This is a genomic window from Kosakonia quasisacchari (assembly GCF_004331415.1).
Lineage (GTDB): Bacteria > Pseudomonadota > Gammaproteobacteria > Enterobacterales > Enterobacteriaceae > Kosakonia > Kosakonia quasisacchari.
Genome location: NZ_SJOP01000004.1, coordinates 277,467 through 292,615 on the forward strand (window position 1 = coordinate 277,467; position 15,149 = coordinate 292,615).

At 52.1% G+C, this 15,149-nt stretch carries 15 protein-coding genes, 1 tRNA gene and 1 rRNA gene; 15 read left to right on the forward strand and 2 right to left on the reverse strand.

Annotated elements, in window-relative coordinates; genetic code table 11:
* Positions 1–33: 33 nt before the first annotated feature.
* The 15 genes from aroQ to E0L21_RS06725 all read left to right on the forward strand — a co-directional run bounded on the left by aroQ (position 34) and on the right by E0L21_RS06725 (position 14,441).
* On the forward strand, positions 34–486 hold the full coding sequence (aroQ, locus tag E0L21_RS06655; protein ID WP_131407869.1) for a type II 3-dehydroquinate dehydratase: 453 nt from the start codon (positions 34–36) through the stop codon (positions 484–486).
* A gap of 21 nt (positions 487–507) precedes the next feature.
* Positions 508–975: an acetyl-CoA carboxylase biotin carboxyl carrier protein gene (gene accB / locus E0L21_RS06660; protein WP_131407871.1), complete on the forward strand. Its 468-nt coding sequence runs from the start codon at positions 508–510 to the stop codon at positions 973–975.
* Between the two features lie 11 nt (positions 976–986).
* Positions 987–2,336, forward strand: coding sequence for an acetyl-CoA carboxylase biotin carboxylase subunit (gene accC / locus E0L21_RS06665; protein WP_131407873.1), 1,350 nt, complete (start codon positions 987–989; stop codon positions 2,334–2,336).
* A 108-nt stretch (positions 2,337–2,444) separates the two neighbouring features.
* Complete coding sequence (locus tag E0L21_RS06670) at positions 2,445–2,687, forward strand: YhdT family protein (protein WP_017457282.1); 243 nt, start codon at positions 2,445–2,447, stop codon at positions 2,685–2,687.
* Complete coding sequence (gene panF / locus E0L21_RS06675) at positions 2,677–4,128, forward strand: sodium/pantothenate symporter (RefSeq protein WP_131407875.1); 1,452 nt, start codon at positions 2,677–2,679, stop codon at positions 4,126–4,128. The genes E0L21_RS06670 and panF overlap by 11 nt, the downstream gene beginning before the upstream one ends.
* A gap of 11 nt (positions 4,129–4,139) precedes the next feature.
* Positions 4,140–5,021 (forward strand): 50S ribosomal protein L11 methyltransferase, encoded by an 882-nt coding sequence (gene prmA / locus E0L21_RS06680; protein WP_131407878.1) that lies wholly within the window; start codon positions 4,140–4,142, stop codon positions 5,019–5,021.
* 369 nt (positions 5,022–5,390) lie between these two features.
* Positions 5,391–6,356 carry a tRNA dihydrouridine synthase DusB gene (gene dusB / locus E0L21_RS06685; protein WP_044489505.1) on the forward strand — a complete coding sequence of 322 codons (966 nt, stop codon included), beginning with the start codon at positions 5,391–5,393 and terminating at the stop codon, positions 6,354–6,356.
* A gap of 25 nt (positions 6,357–6,381) precedes the next feature.
* Positions 6,382–6,678 carry a DNA-binding transcriptional regulator Fis gene (fis, locus tag E0L21_RS06690; RefSeq protein WP_000462905.1) on the forward strand — a complete coding sequence of 99 codons (297 nt, stop codon included), beginning with the start codon at positions 6,382–6,384 and terminating at the stop codon, positions 6,676–6,678.
* Positions 6,679–6,840: 162 nt separating this feature from the next.
* Complete coding sequence (locus E0L21_RS06695; protein ID WP_020455476.1) at positions 6,841–7,002, forward strand: DUF2556 family protein; 162 nt, start codon at positions 6,841–6,843, stop codon at positions 7,000–7,002.
* 165 nt (positions 7,003–7,167) lie between these two features.
* Positions 7,168–9,246, forward strand: a complete 2,079-nt coding sequence (locus E0L21_RS06700) for a putative bifunctional diguanylate cyclase/phosphodiesterase (RefSeq protein WP_131407880.1) — start codon at positions 7,168–7,170, stop codon at positions 9,244–9,246.
* Between the two features lie 329 nt (positions 9,247–9,575).
* Positions 9,576–9,797 (forward strand): lipoprotein, encoded by a 222-nt coding sequence (locus E0L21_RS06705; protein ID WP_017457276.1) that lies wholly within the window; start codon positions 9,576–9,578, stop codon positions 9,795–9,797.
* Between the two features lie 483 nt (positions 9,798–10,280).
* The gene (locus E0L21_RS06710) at positions 10,281–11,306 is read left to right on the forward strand and encodes an amino acid ABC transporter substrate-binding protein (RefSeq protein WP_131407882.1); all 1,026 of its coding nucleotides are present in this window, start codon (positions 10,281–10,283) and stop codon (positions 11,304–11,306) included.
* A 73-nt stretch (positions 11,307–11,379) separates the two neighbouring features.
* Positions 11,380–12,561 (forward strand): amino acid ABC transporter permease, encoded by a 1,182-nt coding sequence (locus tag E0L21_RS06715; RefSeq protein ID WP_131407884.1) that lies wholly within the window; start codon positions 11,380–11,382, stop codon positions 12,559–12,561.
* A 9-nt stretch (positions 12,562–12,570) separates the two neighbouring features.
* Positions 12,571–13,674, forward strand: a complete 1,104-nt coding sequence (locus E0L21_RS06720) for an amino acid ABC transporter permease (protein WP_131407886.1) — start codon at positions 12,571–12,573, stop codon at positions 13,672–13,674.
* A gap of 8 nt (positions 13,675–13,682) precedes the next feature.
* Positions 13,683–14,441, forward strand: a complete 759-nt coding sequence (locus E0L21_RS06725) for an amino acid ABC transporter ATP-binding protein (RefSeq protein WP_044489506.1) — start codon at positions 13,683–13,685, stop codon at positions 14,439–14,441.
* Positions 14,442–14,905: 464 nt separating this feature from the next.
* On the opposite strand, the gene rrf is transcribed toward E0L21_RS06725, so the two are convergent.
* Positions 14,906–15,021, reverse strand: a 5S ribosomal RNA gene (gene rrf / locus E0L21_RS06730).
* A gap of 40 nt (positions 15,022–15,061) precedes the next feature.
* Positions 15,062–15,137: transfer RNA gene (locus E0L21_RS06735), tRNA-Thr, on the reverse strand.
* Positions 15,138–15,149 lie beyond the last annotated feature (12 nt).

Here is a 15,149-nt window from a genome sequence, read left to right on the forward strand (position 1 = left end):
TTTTACCCGAGAATCGCAGGAGATAGCTGCACAATGGCTGGCAAGTTCCACATATTGGTTTTGAACGGACCGAACCTAAACCTGCTTGGCACCCGTGAGCCGGATAAGTACGGCACGCTTACGCTCAGCGAGATTGTTAACGGTTTGAGTGCCGAAGCGACATCGCTTGATGTGGAACTGGCGCATTTTCAGTCAAACGCGGAGTACGCAATCATCGACCGTATTCATCAGGCTAAAGACATTATGGACTTCATCCTGATCAATCCGGCCGCGTTTACGCACACCAGTGTTGCTATCCGCGACGCACTGTTGGCTGTCGGTATCCCGTTTATCGAGATCCACCTGACCAACGTGCATGCGCGGGAGCCATTCCGTCACCACTCGTATCTGTCAGATATCGCCGAGGGCGTTATTTGCGGGCTGGGTGCGGAAGGTTATTCATACGCTTTACAGACGGCAGTAAAACGCCTGTCACAATCACACTAAACAAGAGTACGGAACCCACTCATGGATATTCGTAAGATTAAGAAACTGATCGAGCTGGTTGAAGAATCAGGCATCTCCGAACTGGAAATTTCTGAAGGCGAAGAGTCTGTGCGCATCAGCCGCAGCGCGCCGAATGCTGGCTTCCCGGTTATGCAGCAATATGCTGCGCCGATGATGCAACAGCAGCCAGCCCTGTCTAACGCTGTCGCACCTGCCGCAGCGCCGGAAGCCCCTGCAGCCGCAGCGGAAATCAGTGGCCACATCGTACGTTCCCCGATGGTCGGAACCTTCTATCGCACCCCGAGCCCGGACGCAAAAGCGTTTATCGAAATCGGCCAGAAAGTCAACGTGGGCGATACCCTGTGCATCGTTGAAGCCATGAAAATGATGAACCAGATCGAAGCCGATAAATCAGGCGTGGTGAAAGCCATTCTGGTGGAAAGTGGCCAACCGGTTGAATTTGACGAGCCGCTGGTCGTCATCGAGTAAACGAGGCGCACATGCTGGATAAAATTGTTATCGCCAACCGCGGCGAGATTGCACTGCGTATTCTTCGTGCCTGTAAAGAACTGGGCATCAAGACTGTCGCTGTGCACTCCACTGCGGATCGCGATTTAAAACACGTACTGCTGGCAGACGAGACGGTGTGTATCGGTCCTGCGCCATCAGTAAAAAGCTATCTGAATATCCCGGCGATTATCTCCGCAGCCGAAATCACCGGCGCAGTGGCGATTCACCCGGGTTACGGCTTCCTCTCTGAGAATGCCAACTTTGCTGAACAGGTTGAGCGCTCTGGCTTTATCTTTATCGGCCCGAAAGCTGACACCATCCGCCTGATGGGTGACAAAGTGTCTGCGATCACCGCCATGAAGAAAGCTGGCGTACCGACCGTACCAGGTTCAGACGGCCCGCTGGGCGACGATATGGATGCAAACCGCGCCCATGCTAAACGCATCGGTTACCCGGTTATCATCAAAGCCTCCGGCGGCGGCGGCGGTCGCGGTATGCGCGTTGTGCGCAAAGACGCCGACCTGGCGCAGTCCATCAGCATGACGCGTGCGGAAGCGAAAGCCGCTTTCAGCAACGACATGGTGTACATGGAAAAATACCTGGAAAATCCTCGCCACGTCGAGATCCAGGTGCTGGCCGATGGTCAGGGCAACGCTATCTATCTGGCAGAGCGCGACTGCTCCATGCAGCGCCGCCACCAGAAAGTGGTCGAAGAAGCACCGGCACCGGGCATCACCCCGGAACTGCGTCGCTACATCGGCGAGCGTTGTGCGAAAGCCTGTGTCGATATCGGCTATCGCGGAGCCGGTACGTTTGAGTTCCTGTTCGAAAACGGCGAGTTCTACTTCATTGAGATGAACACCCGTATTCAGGTTGAACACCCGGTTACCGAAATGATTACCGGCGTTGACCTGATCAAAGAGCAGTTGCGTATTGCAGCCGGTCAGCCGCTGTCCATTAAGCAAGAAGAAGTTGTGGTGAAAGGCCATGCGGTGGAATGCCGTATTAACGCCGAAGACCCGAATACCTTCCTGCCGAGCCCGGGCAAAATCACCCGCTTCCATGCCCCTGGTGGGTTTGGTGTGCGCTGGGAATCGCATATTTATGCCGGTTACACCGTACCGCCGTATTACGATTCAATGATTGGCAAGCTTATCTGCTACGGCGAGAGCCGCGATGTGGCGATTGCACGCATGAAGAATGCGTTGCAGGAGCTGATTATCGACGGTATCAAAACCAACGTTGACCTGCAGATGCGTATTATGAGCGACGAGAATTTCCAGCATGGTGGCACCAACATCCACTATCTGGAGAAAAAACTCGGTTTGCAGGAAAAATAATCTGCAATCAGCGCAAAAGGCCGGATCTTCCGGCCTTTTTTGTTTTTCTCTCCCCTCAACTTGCCCATAGGGTACAATCCCCGCTTTCTTCATTTACAAGGGACAAAAATGGACAACCGCTTTGTTCAGGCTCACAAAGAAGCCCGCTGGGCGCTGTGGCTGACCCTTCTTTATCTTGCCGCCTGGTTAGTGTGCGCTTACCTACCGGGTACAGAGCAGGGTTTCACCGGCCTGCCGCGTTGGTTTGAATTAGCCTGTCTGCTCACGCCGCTGGTGTTTGTTTTACTTTGCTGGGCGATGGTGCGTTTTATCTTCCGCGATATCTCTCTGGAGGATAACGATGCAAACTGAAATTATCGCCGTGCTGATAATCTATCTGATCGTCGTCTTCGGCCTCTCTTACTATGCAATGCGCCAGCGTAGCAGCGGTACGTTCCTGAGCGAGTACTTCCTCGGCAGCCGTTCGATGGGCGGATTTGTGCTGGCCATGACGCTGACCGCAACGTATGTCAGCGCCAGTTCGTTTATTGGCGGGCCGGGAGCCGCGTACAAATTCGGTCTTGGCTGGGTACTGCTGGCAATGATCCAGGTTCCCACTATTTGGCTATCGCTGGGCATTCTCGGCAAGAAATTCGCGATTCTGGCGCGTCGCTACAATGCGATTACGCTCAACGACATGCTGATGGCGCGCTATCAAAGCCGCGCGGTGGTATGGATTGCCAGCGTCAGCCTGCTGGTGGCATTTGTCGGTGCGATTGCCGTGCAGTTTATCGGTGGCGCACGTCTGCTGGAGACAGCGGCCGGTATCAAATACGAATCGGGTCTGCTGATCTTCGGCGTAACCATTGCGCTGTATACTGCGTTTGGCGGTTTTCGCGCCAGTGTGTTGAACGACACCATGCAAGGCATGGTGATGCTGATCGGTACGCTGGTGTTGCTGGTCGGCGTGATCCATGCTGCGGGCGGTTTACATAACGCCGTCGATACTTTGCAGCATATCGATCCGAAACTGGTTAGTCCGCACGGCGCGAGCGATATTCTCTCCCCGGCGTTCATGACCTCGTTTTGGGTGCTGGTGTGTTTTGGCGTTATCGGTCTGCCGCACACCGCCGTGCGCTGTATTTCGTATAAAGACAGCAAATCGGTGCACCGTGGGATCATTATCGGCACCATCGTCATCGCGCTGTTGATGCTGGGAATGCACCTGGCGGGCGCGCTGGGTCGTGCTGTGCTGCCGAATCTGTCGGTGCCGGATCAGGTTATTCCCACGCTGATGGTCGAAGTGTTGCCGCCGTGGGCCGCAGGGTTGTTCCTCGCAGCACCGATGGCCGCCATCATGTCCAACGTCAATGCGCATCTGTTGCAGGCTTCCGCGACGATTATCAAAGATCTGTGGTTAAGCGCGCAGCCGACTAAAATTCGTCATGAGCCACGCTTAAAACGTATTTCCACCGTGACAACACTGGTACTCGGCATTTTGATGATGCTGGCGGCATGGCGCCCGCCAGAGATGATCATCTGGCTGAACTTGTTGGCGTTTGGCGGGCTTGAGGCGGTATTCCTGTGGCCATTGGTGTTGGGTCTCTATTGGGATCGCGCTAATTCCACCGGCGCGCTCAGCGCCATGATTGTTGGCGGTGCGCTGTATGCCGTACTCGCCACCTTTAATATTCAGTATCTGGGCTTCCATCCGATTGTGCCCTCACTGCTGTTAAGTTTGCTGGCCTTTGTCGTCGGGAACCGTTTCGGTCAACCCGCGCCGCAGGCTCCGACCATTTCTGTTAATGAATAAAGAGTTACGCCATGCCTTGGATCCAACTGAAACTGAACACCACCGGCGCGAATGCGGAAGATCTGAGCGATGCTCTGATGGAAGCGGGCGCGGTGTCCATTACTTTCCAGGATACCCACGACACGCCCGTGTTTGAACCCCTGCCGGGTGAAACCCGCCTGTGGGGCGATACCGACGTTATCGGCCTGTTCGACGCGGAAACCGAGATGGCAGACGTCGTTGCCCAGCTCGCTTTGCACCCGCTACTTGGCGAAGGTTTCGCCCACAAAATCGAGCAACTGGAAGATAAAGACTGGGAGCGCGAATGGATGGATAACTTCCACCCAATGCGCTTTGGCGAGCGCCTGTGGATCTGTCCGAGCTGGCGCGACGTTCCGGACGTTAATGCGGTGAATGTGATGCTCGATCCGGGTCTGGCATTTGGCACCGGTACCCACCCAACCACTTCTTTGTGCCTGCAATGGCTCGATGGTCTGGATCTCGTCGGCAAAACAGTGATCGACTTTGGCTGCGGCTCCGGGATCCTTGCGATCGCCGCTCTGAAACTGGGTGCCGCAAAAGCGATCGGTATTGATATCGATCCGCAAGCTATTCAGGCCAGCCGCGATAATGCCGAGCGCAACGGCGTTTCCGAGCGTCTTGAGTTGTACCTGCCGAAAGACCAGCCAGAAGCCATGAAAGCCGATGTGGTGGTCGCCAATATTCTGGCTGGCCCGTTGCGTGAACTGGCGCCGTTAATCAGCGTATTGCCCGTTGAGGGCGGTTTGCTGGGACTCTCTGGGATCCTTGCCAGCCAGGCAGATAGCGTGTGCGAAGCCTATACAGAGCTCTTTACTCTTGATCCGGTGGTCGAGAAAGAAGAGTGGTGCCGTATTACGGGACAGAAAAGGTAAAACGGAACGTGGTCTGCGGACCACGTTTCGCGGAGCCAGCGCGCTGAACTGTCGAAAAAAGCAGCCAAAATGCCGATGAGAAAATTGCGAACAGCTTCGCAAAAATCGTCATTTTTGTCTGAAAAAACAGCAGTTCAGCCGCTTATCACCCGTGAAAAAACGATAACTTGTGCGAATTTATGCGTTATGTGAAATTTTTATCTTTTGCATAACCCTATGAAAAATATGATTTAATACGTTTATTGCCCCGGTGGACTGGCTATTCCTTGATCTACAACAGAGGATTGCTCAAAGTTTGGCCTTTCATCTCGTGCGAAAAATGCGTAATATACGCCGCCTTGCAGTCACAGTATGGTCATTTCTTAACTCATGCGCATCGGACACCACCAGCTCAGAAATCGCCTGATCGCAGCGCCCATGGCTGGCATTACTGACAGACCATTCCGGACGTTGTGTTACGAGATGGGAGCCGGTTTAACCGTATCCGAGATGATGTCTTCTAACCCACAAGTGTGGGAAAGCGACAAGTCCCGATTGCGGATGGTGCACATTGATGAACCCGGTATTCGCACCGTGCAAATTGCGGGCAGCGACCCGGATGAAATGGCGGAAGCCGCACGTATTAACGTGGAAAGCGGCGCCCAGATTATTGATATCAATATGGGTTGCCCGGCTAAAAAAGTGAATCGCAAGCTTGCAGGTTCCGCCCTGCTGCAATACCCGGATCTGGTGAAGTCGATCCTGACCTCGGTAGTTAATGCAGTGGATGTTCCTGTCACTCTGAAGATTCGCACGGGTTGGGCTCCAGAACACCGTAACTGCGTAGAAATTGCCCAACTGGCTGAAGAGTGTGGTATCCAGGCTCTGACCATTCATGGACGCACCCGCGCCTGTTTGTTCAACGGAGATGCTGAGTACGACAGTATTCGGGCAGTTAAGCAGAAAGTTTCCATTCCGGTTATCGCGAATGGCGACATTACTGACCCGCTAAAAGCCAGAGCTGTGCTCGACTATACAGGGGCGGATGCCCTGATGATAGGCCGCGCAGCTCAGGGAAGACCCTGGATCTTCCGGGAAATCCAGCATTATCTGGACACTGGGGAGCTGCTGGCCCCGCTGCCTTTGGCAGAGGTTAAGCGCTTGCTTTGCGCGCATGTTCGGGAACTGCATGACTTTTACGGTCAGGCGAAAGGTTACCGAATCGCACGTAAACACGTCTCCTGGTATCTCCAGGAGCACGCTCCGAATGACCAGTTTCGGCGCACATTCAACGCCATTGAGAACGCCAGCGAACAGCTGGAGGCGTTGGAGGCATACTTCGAAAATTTTGCGTAAACAGAAATAAAGAGCTGACAGAACTATGTTCGAACAACGCGTAAATTCTGACGTACTGACCGTTTCTACCGTTAACTCTCAGGATCAGGTAACCCAAAAACCGCTCCGTGACTCGGTAAAACAGGCACTGAAGAACTATTTTGCTCAACTGAATGGTCAGGATGTTAATGACCTGTATGAGCTGGTACTGGCTGAAGTAGAACAGCCACTGTTGGACATGGTGATGCAATACACCCGTGGTAATCAGACCCGCGCGGCGCTGATGATGGGCATCAACCGCGGTACGCTGCGTAAAAAACTGAAAAAATACGGCATGAACTGATTTTTAATCAGTGAGTTGTATTGATAAAAAGGCGCTAACCGGCATGGGAAAGCGCCTTTTTTATTGCCTGAAATAGCGCTAAAAACCCCGCTTTCCCTGTCATTCCGGGGTTGCGGACTCGTGTATATTTCAACAAATGGTTGCAAGAAAGGGAGATACGGAATGATTCGCAAATATTGGTGGCTGGTGGCTTTCGCCCTGTCGATCCTCATGCTGGATAGCTTAATCATGTACTGGGTTGAGTATATGACCACCGAGATCGATAAGTGCCGCAATATGAACTCCGTAAATCCGCTCAAACTGGTTAACTGCAATAATCTGTAAGTGATTGCTTGTAGCGAAAATTCGCGAAAGTGCAGCCATCACCCTGATTAACGCAGGGATTTAAATCATTTTGAGCCATCTCCGTACGATGCTAATGTCTCAGCCCTTTTCGCCAGTCCGATCGTAGTCATGCGTAACGCCCTTAGTGAATGAGTTGATGACACCATGCTGGATAGCCAATACGACTATATCCTTGTTGTTGTTTCTTTTATCGTAGCCATTTTGGCCTCTTATACCGCCCTGAATATGGCAGGCCGTGTTTCCACCAGCAGCGGGGGCGCATCATGGGTTTGGCTCAGCGGCGGCGGCGTAGCGATGGGGATAGGCATCTGGGCGATGCACTTTATCGGCATGTTGGCAATGAACATGTCAATGAGCATGCGCTACGAACCGTTGCTTACCGCCCTCTCCATGGTTATCGCGATCGGTTCATCGTTATTCGCGCTATGGCTGGTGAGCGCCCCGCATCTGCATCTGCGTCGCCTGATCCCTGGCGCAATGGTCATGGGATTGGGGATTGCGGCGATGCACTACACAGGCATGGTGGCGCTTCAGGTTTCCCCGGCGATCATCTGGAATCTGAATTGGGTCGCGCTTTCTTTAGTGATAGCACTGGTTGCCTCCTTCGCCGCACTGTGGCTCACCTTCCATTTACGTCATGAAGCTGCCCATGTTGCGCTGATGCGTTTTGGTGCGGCGATTCTAATGGGCATCGCTATTGCTGGTATGCATTACACCGGCATGATGGCGGCTCAAATCCCTCACCAACATGCCATAGGTCATAACGGTTTTAACAATAACTGGCTGGCGGTACTGGTCGGCATGATGGCCTTCTCAGTGCTGGGCATTACGCTGCTGGTGTCGATGTTCGATGCGCGTCTGCAAGCGCGTACCTCGCTGTTGGCGACTTCACTGGCGGCGGCTAACCGCGAACTGGCGCGGCTGGCATTGCACGATACCTTAACGCGTCTGCCTAACCGTGTGTTGCTGGAAGACCGCCTTGAACAGGCCCTCAACAAAGCCAAACGCGAAGGCTCATTCTTCGCACTGATGTTTATGGATCTTGATGGTTTCAAAACCGTCAACGATGCCTGGGGTCACGATGTCGGCGATAAATTGCTGGTCGCGGTGACCGATCGCCTGACGCAAAAATTAAAAGGGCAATATACGCTGGCGCGCATTGGTGGTGACGAGTTTGTTTTACTGGCGGAAGTCAGCGCACCAGATGAAGCGGCAACGCTTGCCAGTTCGTTGGTACGCGTGATTGATAAACCCTTCAATATCGATCCCTATGACGTGATGGTGACGCTGAGCGTCGGTATTGCGCTTTATCCGCACGATGGCAAGAACGAGCGGGAACTGATGTTCAATGCTGATGCGGCGATGTATCACACCAAACATATGGGCCGTAACGGTTACCACTTCTTTCAGCCGTCAATGAATACGCTGGCGCAAACACAACTGCAGTTACTCAACGATCTGTGGATTGCGCTTGAACGCCAGCAGTTCCGGCTGGTTTATCAGCCCAAATTTAAAGCACCTGCGGGGCCGGTTATCGGCTTTGAGGCGCTGCTGCGCTGGCATCATCCCTATCAGAGCGTGCTCACACCGGACGTTTTTTTGCCGCTGGCGGAGAAAACCGGCCTGATCGTGCCGCTAGGTAACTGGGTAGTGGATGAAGCCTGCCGTCAGCTCAGCGAATGGCGCAAAATGGGGTACCTTGACTGGTCAGTTGCGGTGAATCTCTCAACCCTCCAGTTTGAACAGAGTACGCTGGTCCAAACGATTATGGAGGCGCTGAAAAAGCATGACGTGCCGCCGCAAAAGTTAATCCTGGAAGTAACCGAAACCACCGCAATGAGCAACCCGGATGAGAGTGTGCGCGTGTTGACGGAACTGACAAACGCGGGTGTTCAAGCCTCAATTGATGATTTTGGTACAGGCTACTCCAGCCTGTTGTATCTGAAACGGCTTCCGGCCTGTGAATTAAAAATCGATCGGGCGTTTGTTCGTGAGTTAAGCCGGGAGGGCGAAGATGCCACCATCGTCTCCGCCATTGTGGCGTTAGCCAGGACGCTGAGTTTAAAAGTCGTCGCGGAAGGTGTGGAAACGGAAGAGCAACAAAAACTGCTCACCGAAATGGGCTGCAATACGCTTCAAGGATATTTATTAGGCAAACCGGTGAGCCCTGAATCTATTAGTGCTTATGGAAATGAGCTTCCTCCACCCGAAACATTTGCCTGAAACCGGATTGAGTTAAATAAAGCGCCTGCGGGCGTTTTTGTTTTACGCATACCGGAAATTAGATTATTCTTATAAAAAATAACGCTATGAGACATCGTTACGTTATCAATAGCTTACGCATGGTAAAATATTTTTTATTCCCCCCTTCATTTTTTCTGCATTATTTAACTTGCGAAGCGGTTTTATCTCCATTTTTTTTACAAAGAACATAATTTGAGATTATTGCACCGGGGAATTTGCACGGGCGAATGGTAAAATATGACTTATCGATTCTGGACAGGTATCGCTATTATTGATATCGGGAATCGTGATTATTCCGAGGTAATATTATGAAAAAATTCATTTCCGTGGCATTACTCGCGACATTCCTGGCAGGCTGTGCTCACGATTCTCCTTGTGTACCGGTGTATGATGATCAAGGTCGTCTGGTACATACCAATACCTGTATGAAAGGCACAACTCAGGATAACTGGGAAACAGCCGGAGCAATTGCTGGCGGTGCAGCAGCGATTGCCGGTTTGACGCTCGGTATCGTTGCGCTGACCAAATAGTTATAAAAAGCGCGGTTCACCGCGCTTTTGCTTTATTTAGGTGCAGGTCATTTTGCATAAGTAAATTTTCAGCCCCATGAGCAGGCAAAAATAAAAAAATAAGTACGCACTTCTTTTCATCTGAGCTGACTGTTTTTCACTCTTTCCTCTTTTTATCTATTTTTGCGTGACCCATTTCACAAAGCGATACCGATCAATATATTGCTTATATTCACGCAGGAAACTTGTCTGTTAATACCCTCTAAACGGCACTCCTTTTTTGCTCTGTTTTGTGGCGCAGGTTGTATTTTTGCACCACTACGGGGCAATGGTTTTATTTTTTCCTGTCTACACTCTCAATATTGCGCCTGCGGTAGCCAAATAACGCCATGCGCAAAATTGGCACTACCTTTGCTTTAAAGAGTATGGCCATCGCCACAGACAGGTTCAGGCGTTTCCCGAACGCCTTATATAACGATAAATTTTCGCCACACAGGATGCATTATGAAAAAGATGATGATCGCCAGCCTGGCCGCTGCCGGTGTACTGTTTGCTGTCGCAAATCAGGCACATGCGGGCGCAACGCTGGATGCCGTTAAAAAGAAAGGTTTTGTACAATGCGGTATCAGCGACGGTCTGCCTGGCTTTTCCTACGCGGACGCGAGCGGTAAATTCACCGGTATCGACGTGGACGTTTGCCGCGGCGTTGCCGCCGCCGTATTCGGTGACGACACGAAAGTTAAATATACTCCGCTGACTGCTAAAGAGCGTTTCACCGCACTGCAATCTGGCGAAGTGGATATGCTCTCCCGTAATACCACCTGGACCTCTTCCCGCGATGGCGGTATGGGCCTGTCATTCACTGGCGTAACCTATTACGACGGTATCGGCTTCCTGACCCACAACAAAGCCGGCCTGAAAAGCGCTAAAGAGCTGGACGGAGCAACCGTTTGTATTCAGGCAGGTACTGATACCGAGCTGAACGTGGCGGATTACTTTAAATCCAACAAAATGAAATATACACCGGTGACCTTCGACCGTTCCGATGAATCCGCGAAAGCACTGGAATCAGGCCGTTGCGACACGCTGGCTTCTGACCAGTCTCAGCTGTATGCGTTACGCATCAAACTGAGCAACCCGGCAGAGTGGATCGTGTTGCCGGAAGTCATCTCCAAAGAGCCGCTGGGGCCAGTTGTTCGCCGTGGCGATGACGACTGGTTCGCGATTGTTCGCTGGACACTGTTCGCCATGCTCAACGCAGAAGAGATGGGCGTTAGCTCGAAAAACGTTGACGAGAAAGCCGCTAACCCAGCAACGCCGGACATGGCGCATCTGTTAGGTAAAGAAGGCGACTTCGGTAAAGATCTGAAGCTGGATAACAAGTGGGCCTACAACATCATTAAGAAAGTCGGTAACTATTCAGAAGTCTTTGAACGTAACGTTGGTTCTGAAAGCCCGCTGAAAATCAAACGCGGCCAGAACAACCTCTGGAATAACGGCGGTATTCAATACGCTCCGCCAGTGCGCTAATACGTAAGTGCTGTAACGGGCGCTACGCTTGCGTGGCGCCCAGCCCAGAGTCATGGTTACTGAGGTTTTTCCTATGTCCCATCGCCGCCCAACCGTGAAAGGCGCTATCTCCCTTTCTAATCCTGCGGTTCGTGCCTGGCTGTTTCAAATCATTGCGATTGTCGCTGTGGTCGTTATCGCAATTTATTTGATACACAACACCGTTACTAACCTGAATAACCGCGGAATTACCTCCGGTTTTGCCTTTCTGGATCGCGCCGCCGGTTTCGGCATTGTTCAGCATCTTATTGATTATGAACAAGGTGATACCTACGGACGTGTATTCCTTGTGGGCTTGCTTAATACGCTGCTGGTTTCAGCGCTGTGTATTGTGTTCGCCTCATTTCTCGGTTTTTTCCTTGGGCTCGCGCGCTTGTCGGAAAACTGGCTACTGCGGAAGTTATCGACCATTTATATCGAAACGTTCCGTAATATCCCGCCGCTATTGCAGATCTTTTTCTGGTACTTCGCGGTGCTGCGTAACCTGCCCGGCCCGCGCCAGGCGGTCAACGCGATGGAACTGGTGTTTCTGAGCAACCGAGGTTTGTATATCCCCTCCCCGCAAATGGGCGAGGGCGTATTGGCGTTCGTGGGTGCGATAGTCGTAGCGGGGGTTATCTCCATCGGCTTGTTTCGCTTTAATAAAACCCATCAAATCAAAACCGGGCAACTACGTCGGACATGGCCTGTCGCACTGGGGTTGATTATTGTGCTGCCGCTAGTGGCGCACTGGGTGTTTGGCGCCGCACTGCACTGGGACGTTCCGCAACTGCGCGGTTTCAACTTCCAGGGCGGTATGGTGTTGATTCCAGAACTCGCCGCACTCACCATTGCACTGTCGGTCTATACCTCCACGTTTATCGCTGAGATTATTCGCTCAGGTATCCAGTCTGTGCCGCATGGACAGCACGAAGCCGCGCGTTCTCTCGGCTTGCCTCATCCAGTGACATTGCGTCAGGTGATCATTCCGCAAGCGCTGCGCGTGATTATTCCTCCATTGACCAGCCAGTATCTGAATATCGCCAAAAACTCATCCCTGGCGGCGGCAATTGGCTATCCGGATATGGTGTCGCTATTTGCTGGTACGGTGCTGAATCAGACCGGCCAGGCGATTGAAACTATCGCTATAACCATGTCGGTTTACTTGCTAATCAGCCTGTCAATTTCGTTGCTGATGAACATCTATAACCGCCGCATTGCCCTGATTGAGCGCTAAGGAACTTTGATGACAAAAGCAATTCTGTCTCCCTCCACGCGCCAGACACCCGCAGGAAGCAATGGCGCGATGTTGTGGGTACGAAAAAACTTGTTCTCCAGTTGGTCAAACTCGCTGCTGACACTTCTGTGCCTGTGGTTAATGTGGGAGTTGATTCCCCCTTTACTGGATTGGGCACTGTTTCAGGCGAACTGGCTTGGTTCAACGCGTGCCGATTGTACGAAAGCAGGCGCGTGCTGGGTGTTTATCCACGAGCGTTTTGGCCAGTTTATGTATGGCCTCTACCCGCATGATCAACGCTGGCGTATTAATGTGGCGCTGCTCGTTGGTCTGCTCTCTATCGCACCGATGTTCTGGAAGGCGTTGCCGCGACGCGGGCGTTATATCGCCTGCTGGGCGGTTATCTATCCGCTTGTCGTGTGGTGGCTGATTTTTGGCGGTTTTCTTGGGCTGGAGCGCGTTGAAACCCGCCAGTGGGGCGGTTTGACACTGACATTGATCATCGCCTCTGTTGGTATTGCTGGCGCACTGCCACTGGGGATTTTGCTGGCGCTGGGACGTCGTTCGAAAATGCCGGTGGTTCGCGTGTTATCGGTCATTTTCATTGAGTTCTGGCGTGGCGTTCCATTAATCACCGTGCTGTTTATGTCCTCGGTGATGCTGCCGCTATTCATGTCGGAAGGCACCAGTATCGATAAGCTGATCCGTGCGCTGGTCGGCGTAATCTTGTTCCAGTCCGCTTATGTGGCGGAAGTGGTGCGTGGCGGTTTGCAGGCTCTTCCGAAGGGGCAATATGAAGCGGCGGAGTCTCTGGCGCTGGGATACTGGAAAACACAGGGGCTGGTGATTCTACCGCAAGCGCTGAAGCTGGTGATCCCGGGGCTTGTGAATACCATTATTGCCCTGTTCAAAGATACGAGCCTGGTGATCATCATCGGCCTGTTTGATCTGTTCAGCAGCGTACAACAAGCTACGGTCGATCCGGCATGGCTTGGGATGTCCACCGAAGGATATGTTTTTGCTGCTTTAGTTTACTGGATTTTCTGTTTTAGCATGTCGCGCTACAGTCAGCATCTGGAGAAGCGCTTTAACACCGGGCGTACACCGCACTGAGGATCCCCATGAGTAATACAACTATGCAATCTGGCGACGCGATGATTACGCTCGAAAATGTGAATAAGTGGTACGGGCAGTTCCATGTACTGAAAGATATTAATCTCAATGTGAAACAGGGCGAACGCATTGTGCTTTGTGGCCCATCCGGATCCGGGAAGTCGACCACGATCCGCTGTATTAACCATCTGGAAGAGCATCAACAAGGGCGTATTGTCGTTGATGGCATTGAGTTAAATGAAGATATCCGCAATATCGAAAAAATCCGCCAGGAAGTGGGAATGGTGTTCCAGCACTTTAATTTATTCCCACATCTGACCGTGTTGCAAAACTGTACGCTAGCCCCGATTTGGGTGCGTAAGATGCCCAAGAAAGAGGCCGAGGCGCTGGCAATGCATTATCTTGAGCGTGTGCGCATTGCCGAGCATGCGCATAAGTTTCCGGGGCAGATTTCCGGTGGCCAGCAGCAACGTGTAGCGATCGCCCGTTCATTATGTATGAAACCTAAAATCATGCTGTTTGATGAGCCCACTTCAGCGCTGGATCCGGAGATGGTAAAAGAGGTGCTGGATACCATGATTGGGCTGGCGCAGTCCGGCATGACGATGTTGTGCGTCACCCATGAAATGGGTTTTGCGCGCACCGTTGCCGATCGCGTGATCTTTATGGATCGGGGTGAAATCGTTGAGCAAGCACCGCCGGAAGAGTTCTTTGCGAACCCAAAATCAGAACGTACCCGCGCGTTTTTGTCGCAGGTTATTCATTGATCTCTATACGATTTATTACAGGCCACTCATGCGGGTGGCCTTTTTTATTGCCGACGCAAAAATACGTCCTGAAGGTATGCTTATCAAAAAGTTTGGTTCTGACCCTATTCTTTTGGCTATAAATCTCACCGAACTGGCTGAGCGCGCCTTTTAAGGATGCCTGGACGCACCAAACAATGCCGCCTTCTATACAGGTGGTTATTTACATCCCATGTGCTTGTCGTACCCCACAGTCCCCGCACTATTATCGGCGCTACGGCGTTTCACTTCTGATTTAGTGTGCTTGATGTCTGGAAGAACGCCTTGATCACCACTCTCACGTTCTGTGGTGCATTAAGCGTTTCGTCATGCTCAAAAGGTTGCTGGCGAAGAAGTAAATGACTGGAGTACTACTGTCATGTGTGATGTTGCAGTAGAAAAGCAAAAGGCCCAGTCTTTTGACTGGGCCTTTTGCTTTATTTGATGCCTGGCAGTTCCCTACTCTCGCATGGGGAGACCCCACACTACCATCGGCGCTACGGCGTTTCACTTCTGAGTTCGGCATGGGGTCAGGTGGGACCACCGCGCTAGTGCCGCCAGGCAAATTCTTTTCTAAGTGCCGAACTATTAACCGCTATAACTGGTGCTGATACCCAGAGTCGAACTGGGGACCTCACCCTTACCAAGGGTGCGCTCTACCAACTGAGCCATATCAGCACACTAAATTTG

What these genes read in the sequence shown, in the direction of transcription:
- aroQ (WP_131407869.1), top strand. Translation starts at nt 34, where the DNA reads ATGGCTGGCAAGTTCCACATATTGGTTTTGAACGGACCGAACCTAAAC.
- E0L21_RS06725 (WP_044489506.1), top strand. Translation starts at nt 13,683, where the DNA reads ATGAGTAATACAACTATGCAATCTGGCGACGCGATGATTACGCTCGAA.
- prmA (WP_131407878.1), top strand. Translation starts at nt 4,140, where the DNA reads ATGCCTTGGATCCAACTGAAACTGAACACCACCGGCGCGAATGCGGAA.
- E0L21_RS06715 (WP_131407884.1), top strand. Translation starts at nt 11,380, where the DNA reads ATGTCCCATCGCCGCCCAACCGTGAAAGGCGCTATCTCCCTTTCTAAT.
- E0L21_RS06670 (WP_017457282.1), top strand. Translation starts at nt 2,445, where the DNA reads ATGGACAACCGCTTTGTTCAGGCTCACAAAGAAGCCCGCTGGGCGCTG.
- E0L21_RS06695 (WP_020455476.1), top strand. Translation starts at nt 6,841, where the DNA reads ATGATTCGCAAATATTGGTGGCTGGTGGCTTTCGCCCTGTCGATCCTC.
- E0L21_RS06710 (WP_131407882.1), top strand. Translation starts at nt 10,281, where the DNA reads ATGAAAAAGATGATGATCGCCAGCCTGGCCGCTGCCGGTGTACTGTTT.
- accB (WP_131407871.1), top strand. Translation starts at nt 508, where the DNA reads ATGGATATTCGTAAGATTAAGAAACTGATCGAGCTGGTTGAAGAATCA.
- fis (WP_000462905.1), top strand. Translation starts at nt 6,382, where the DNA reads ATGTTCGAACAACGCGTAAATTCTGACGTACTGACCGTTTCTACCGTT.
- panF (WP_131407875.1), top strand. Translation starts at nt 2,677, where the DNA reads ATGCAAACTGAAATTATCGCCGTGCTGATAATCTATCTGATCGTCGTC.
- dusB (WP_044489505.1), top strand. Translation starts at nt 5,391, where the DNA reads ATGCGCATCGGACACCACCAGCTCAGAAATCGCCTGATCGCAGCGCCC.
- E0L21_RS06700 (WP_131407880.1), top strand. Translation starts at nt 7,168, where the DNA reads ATGCTGGATAGCCAATACGACTATATCCTTGTTGTTGTTTCTTTTATC.
- E0L21_RS06705 (WP_017457276.1), top strand. Translation starts at nt 9,576, where the DNA reads ATGAAAAAATTCATTTCCGTGGCATTACTCGCGACATTCCTGGCAGGC.
- accC (WP_131407873.1), top strand. Translation starts at nt 987, where the DNA reads ATGCTGGATAAAATTGTTATCGCCAACCGCGGCGAGATTGCACTGCGT.
- E0L21_RS06720 (WP_131407886.1), top strand. Translation starts at nt 12,571, where the DNA reads ATGACAAAAGCAATTCTGTCTCCCTCCACGCGCCAGACACCCGCAGGA.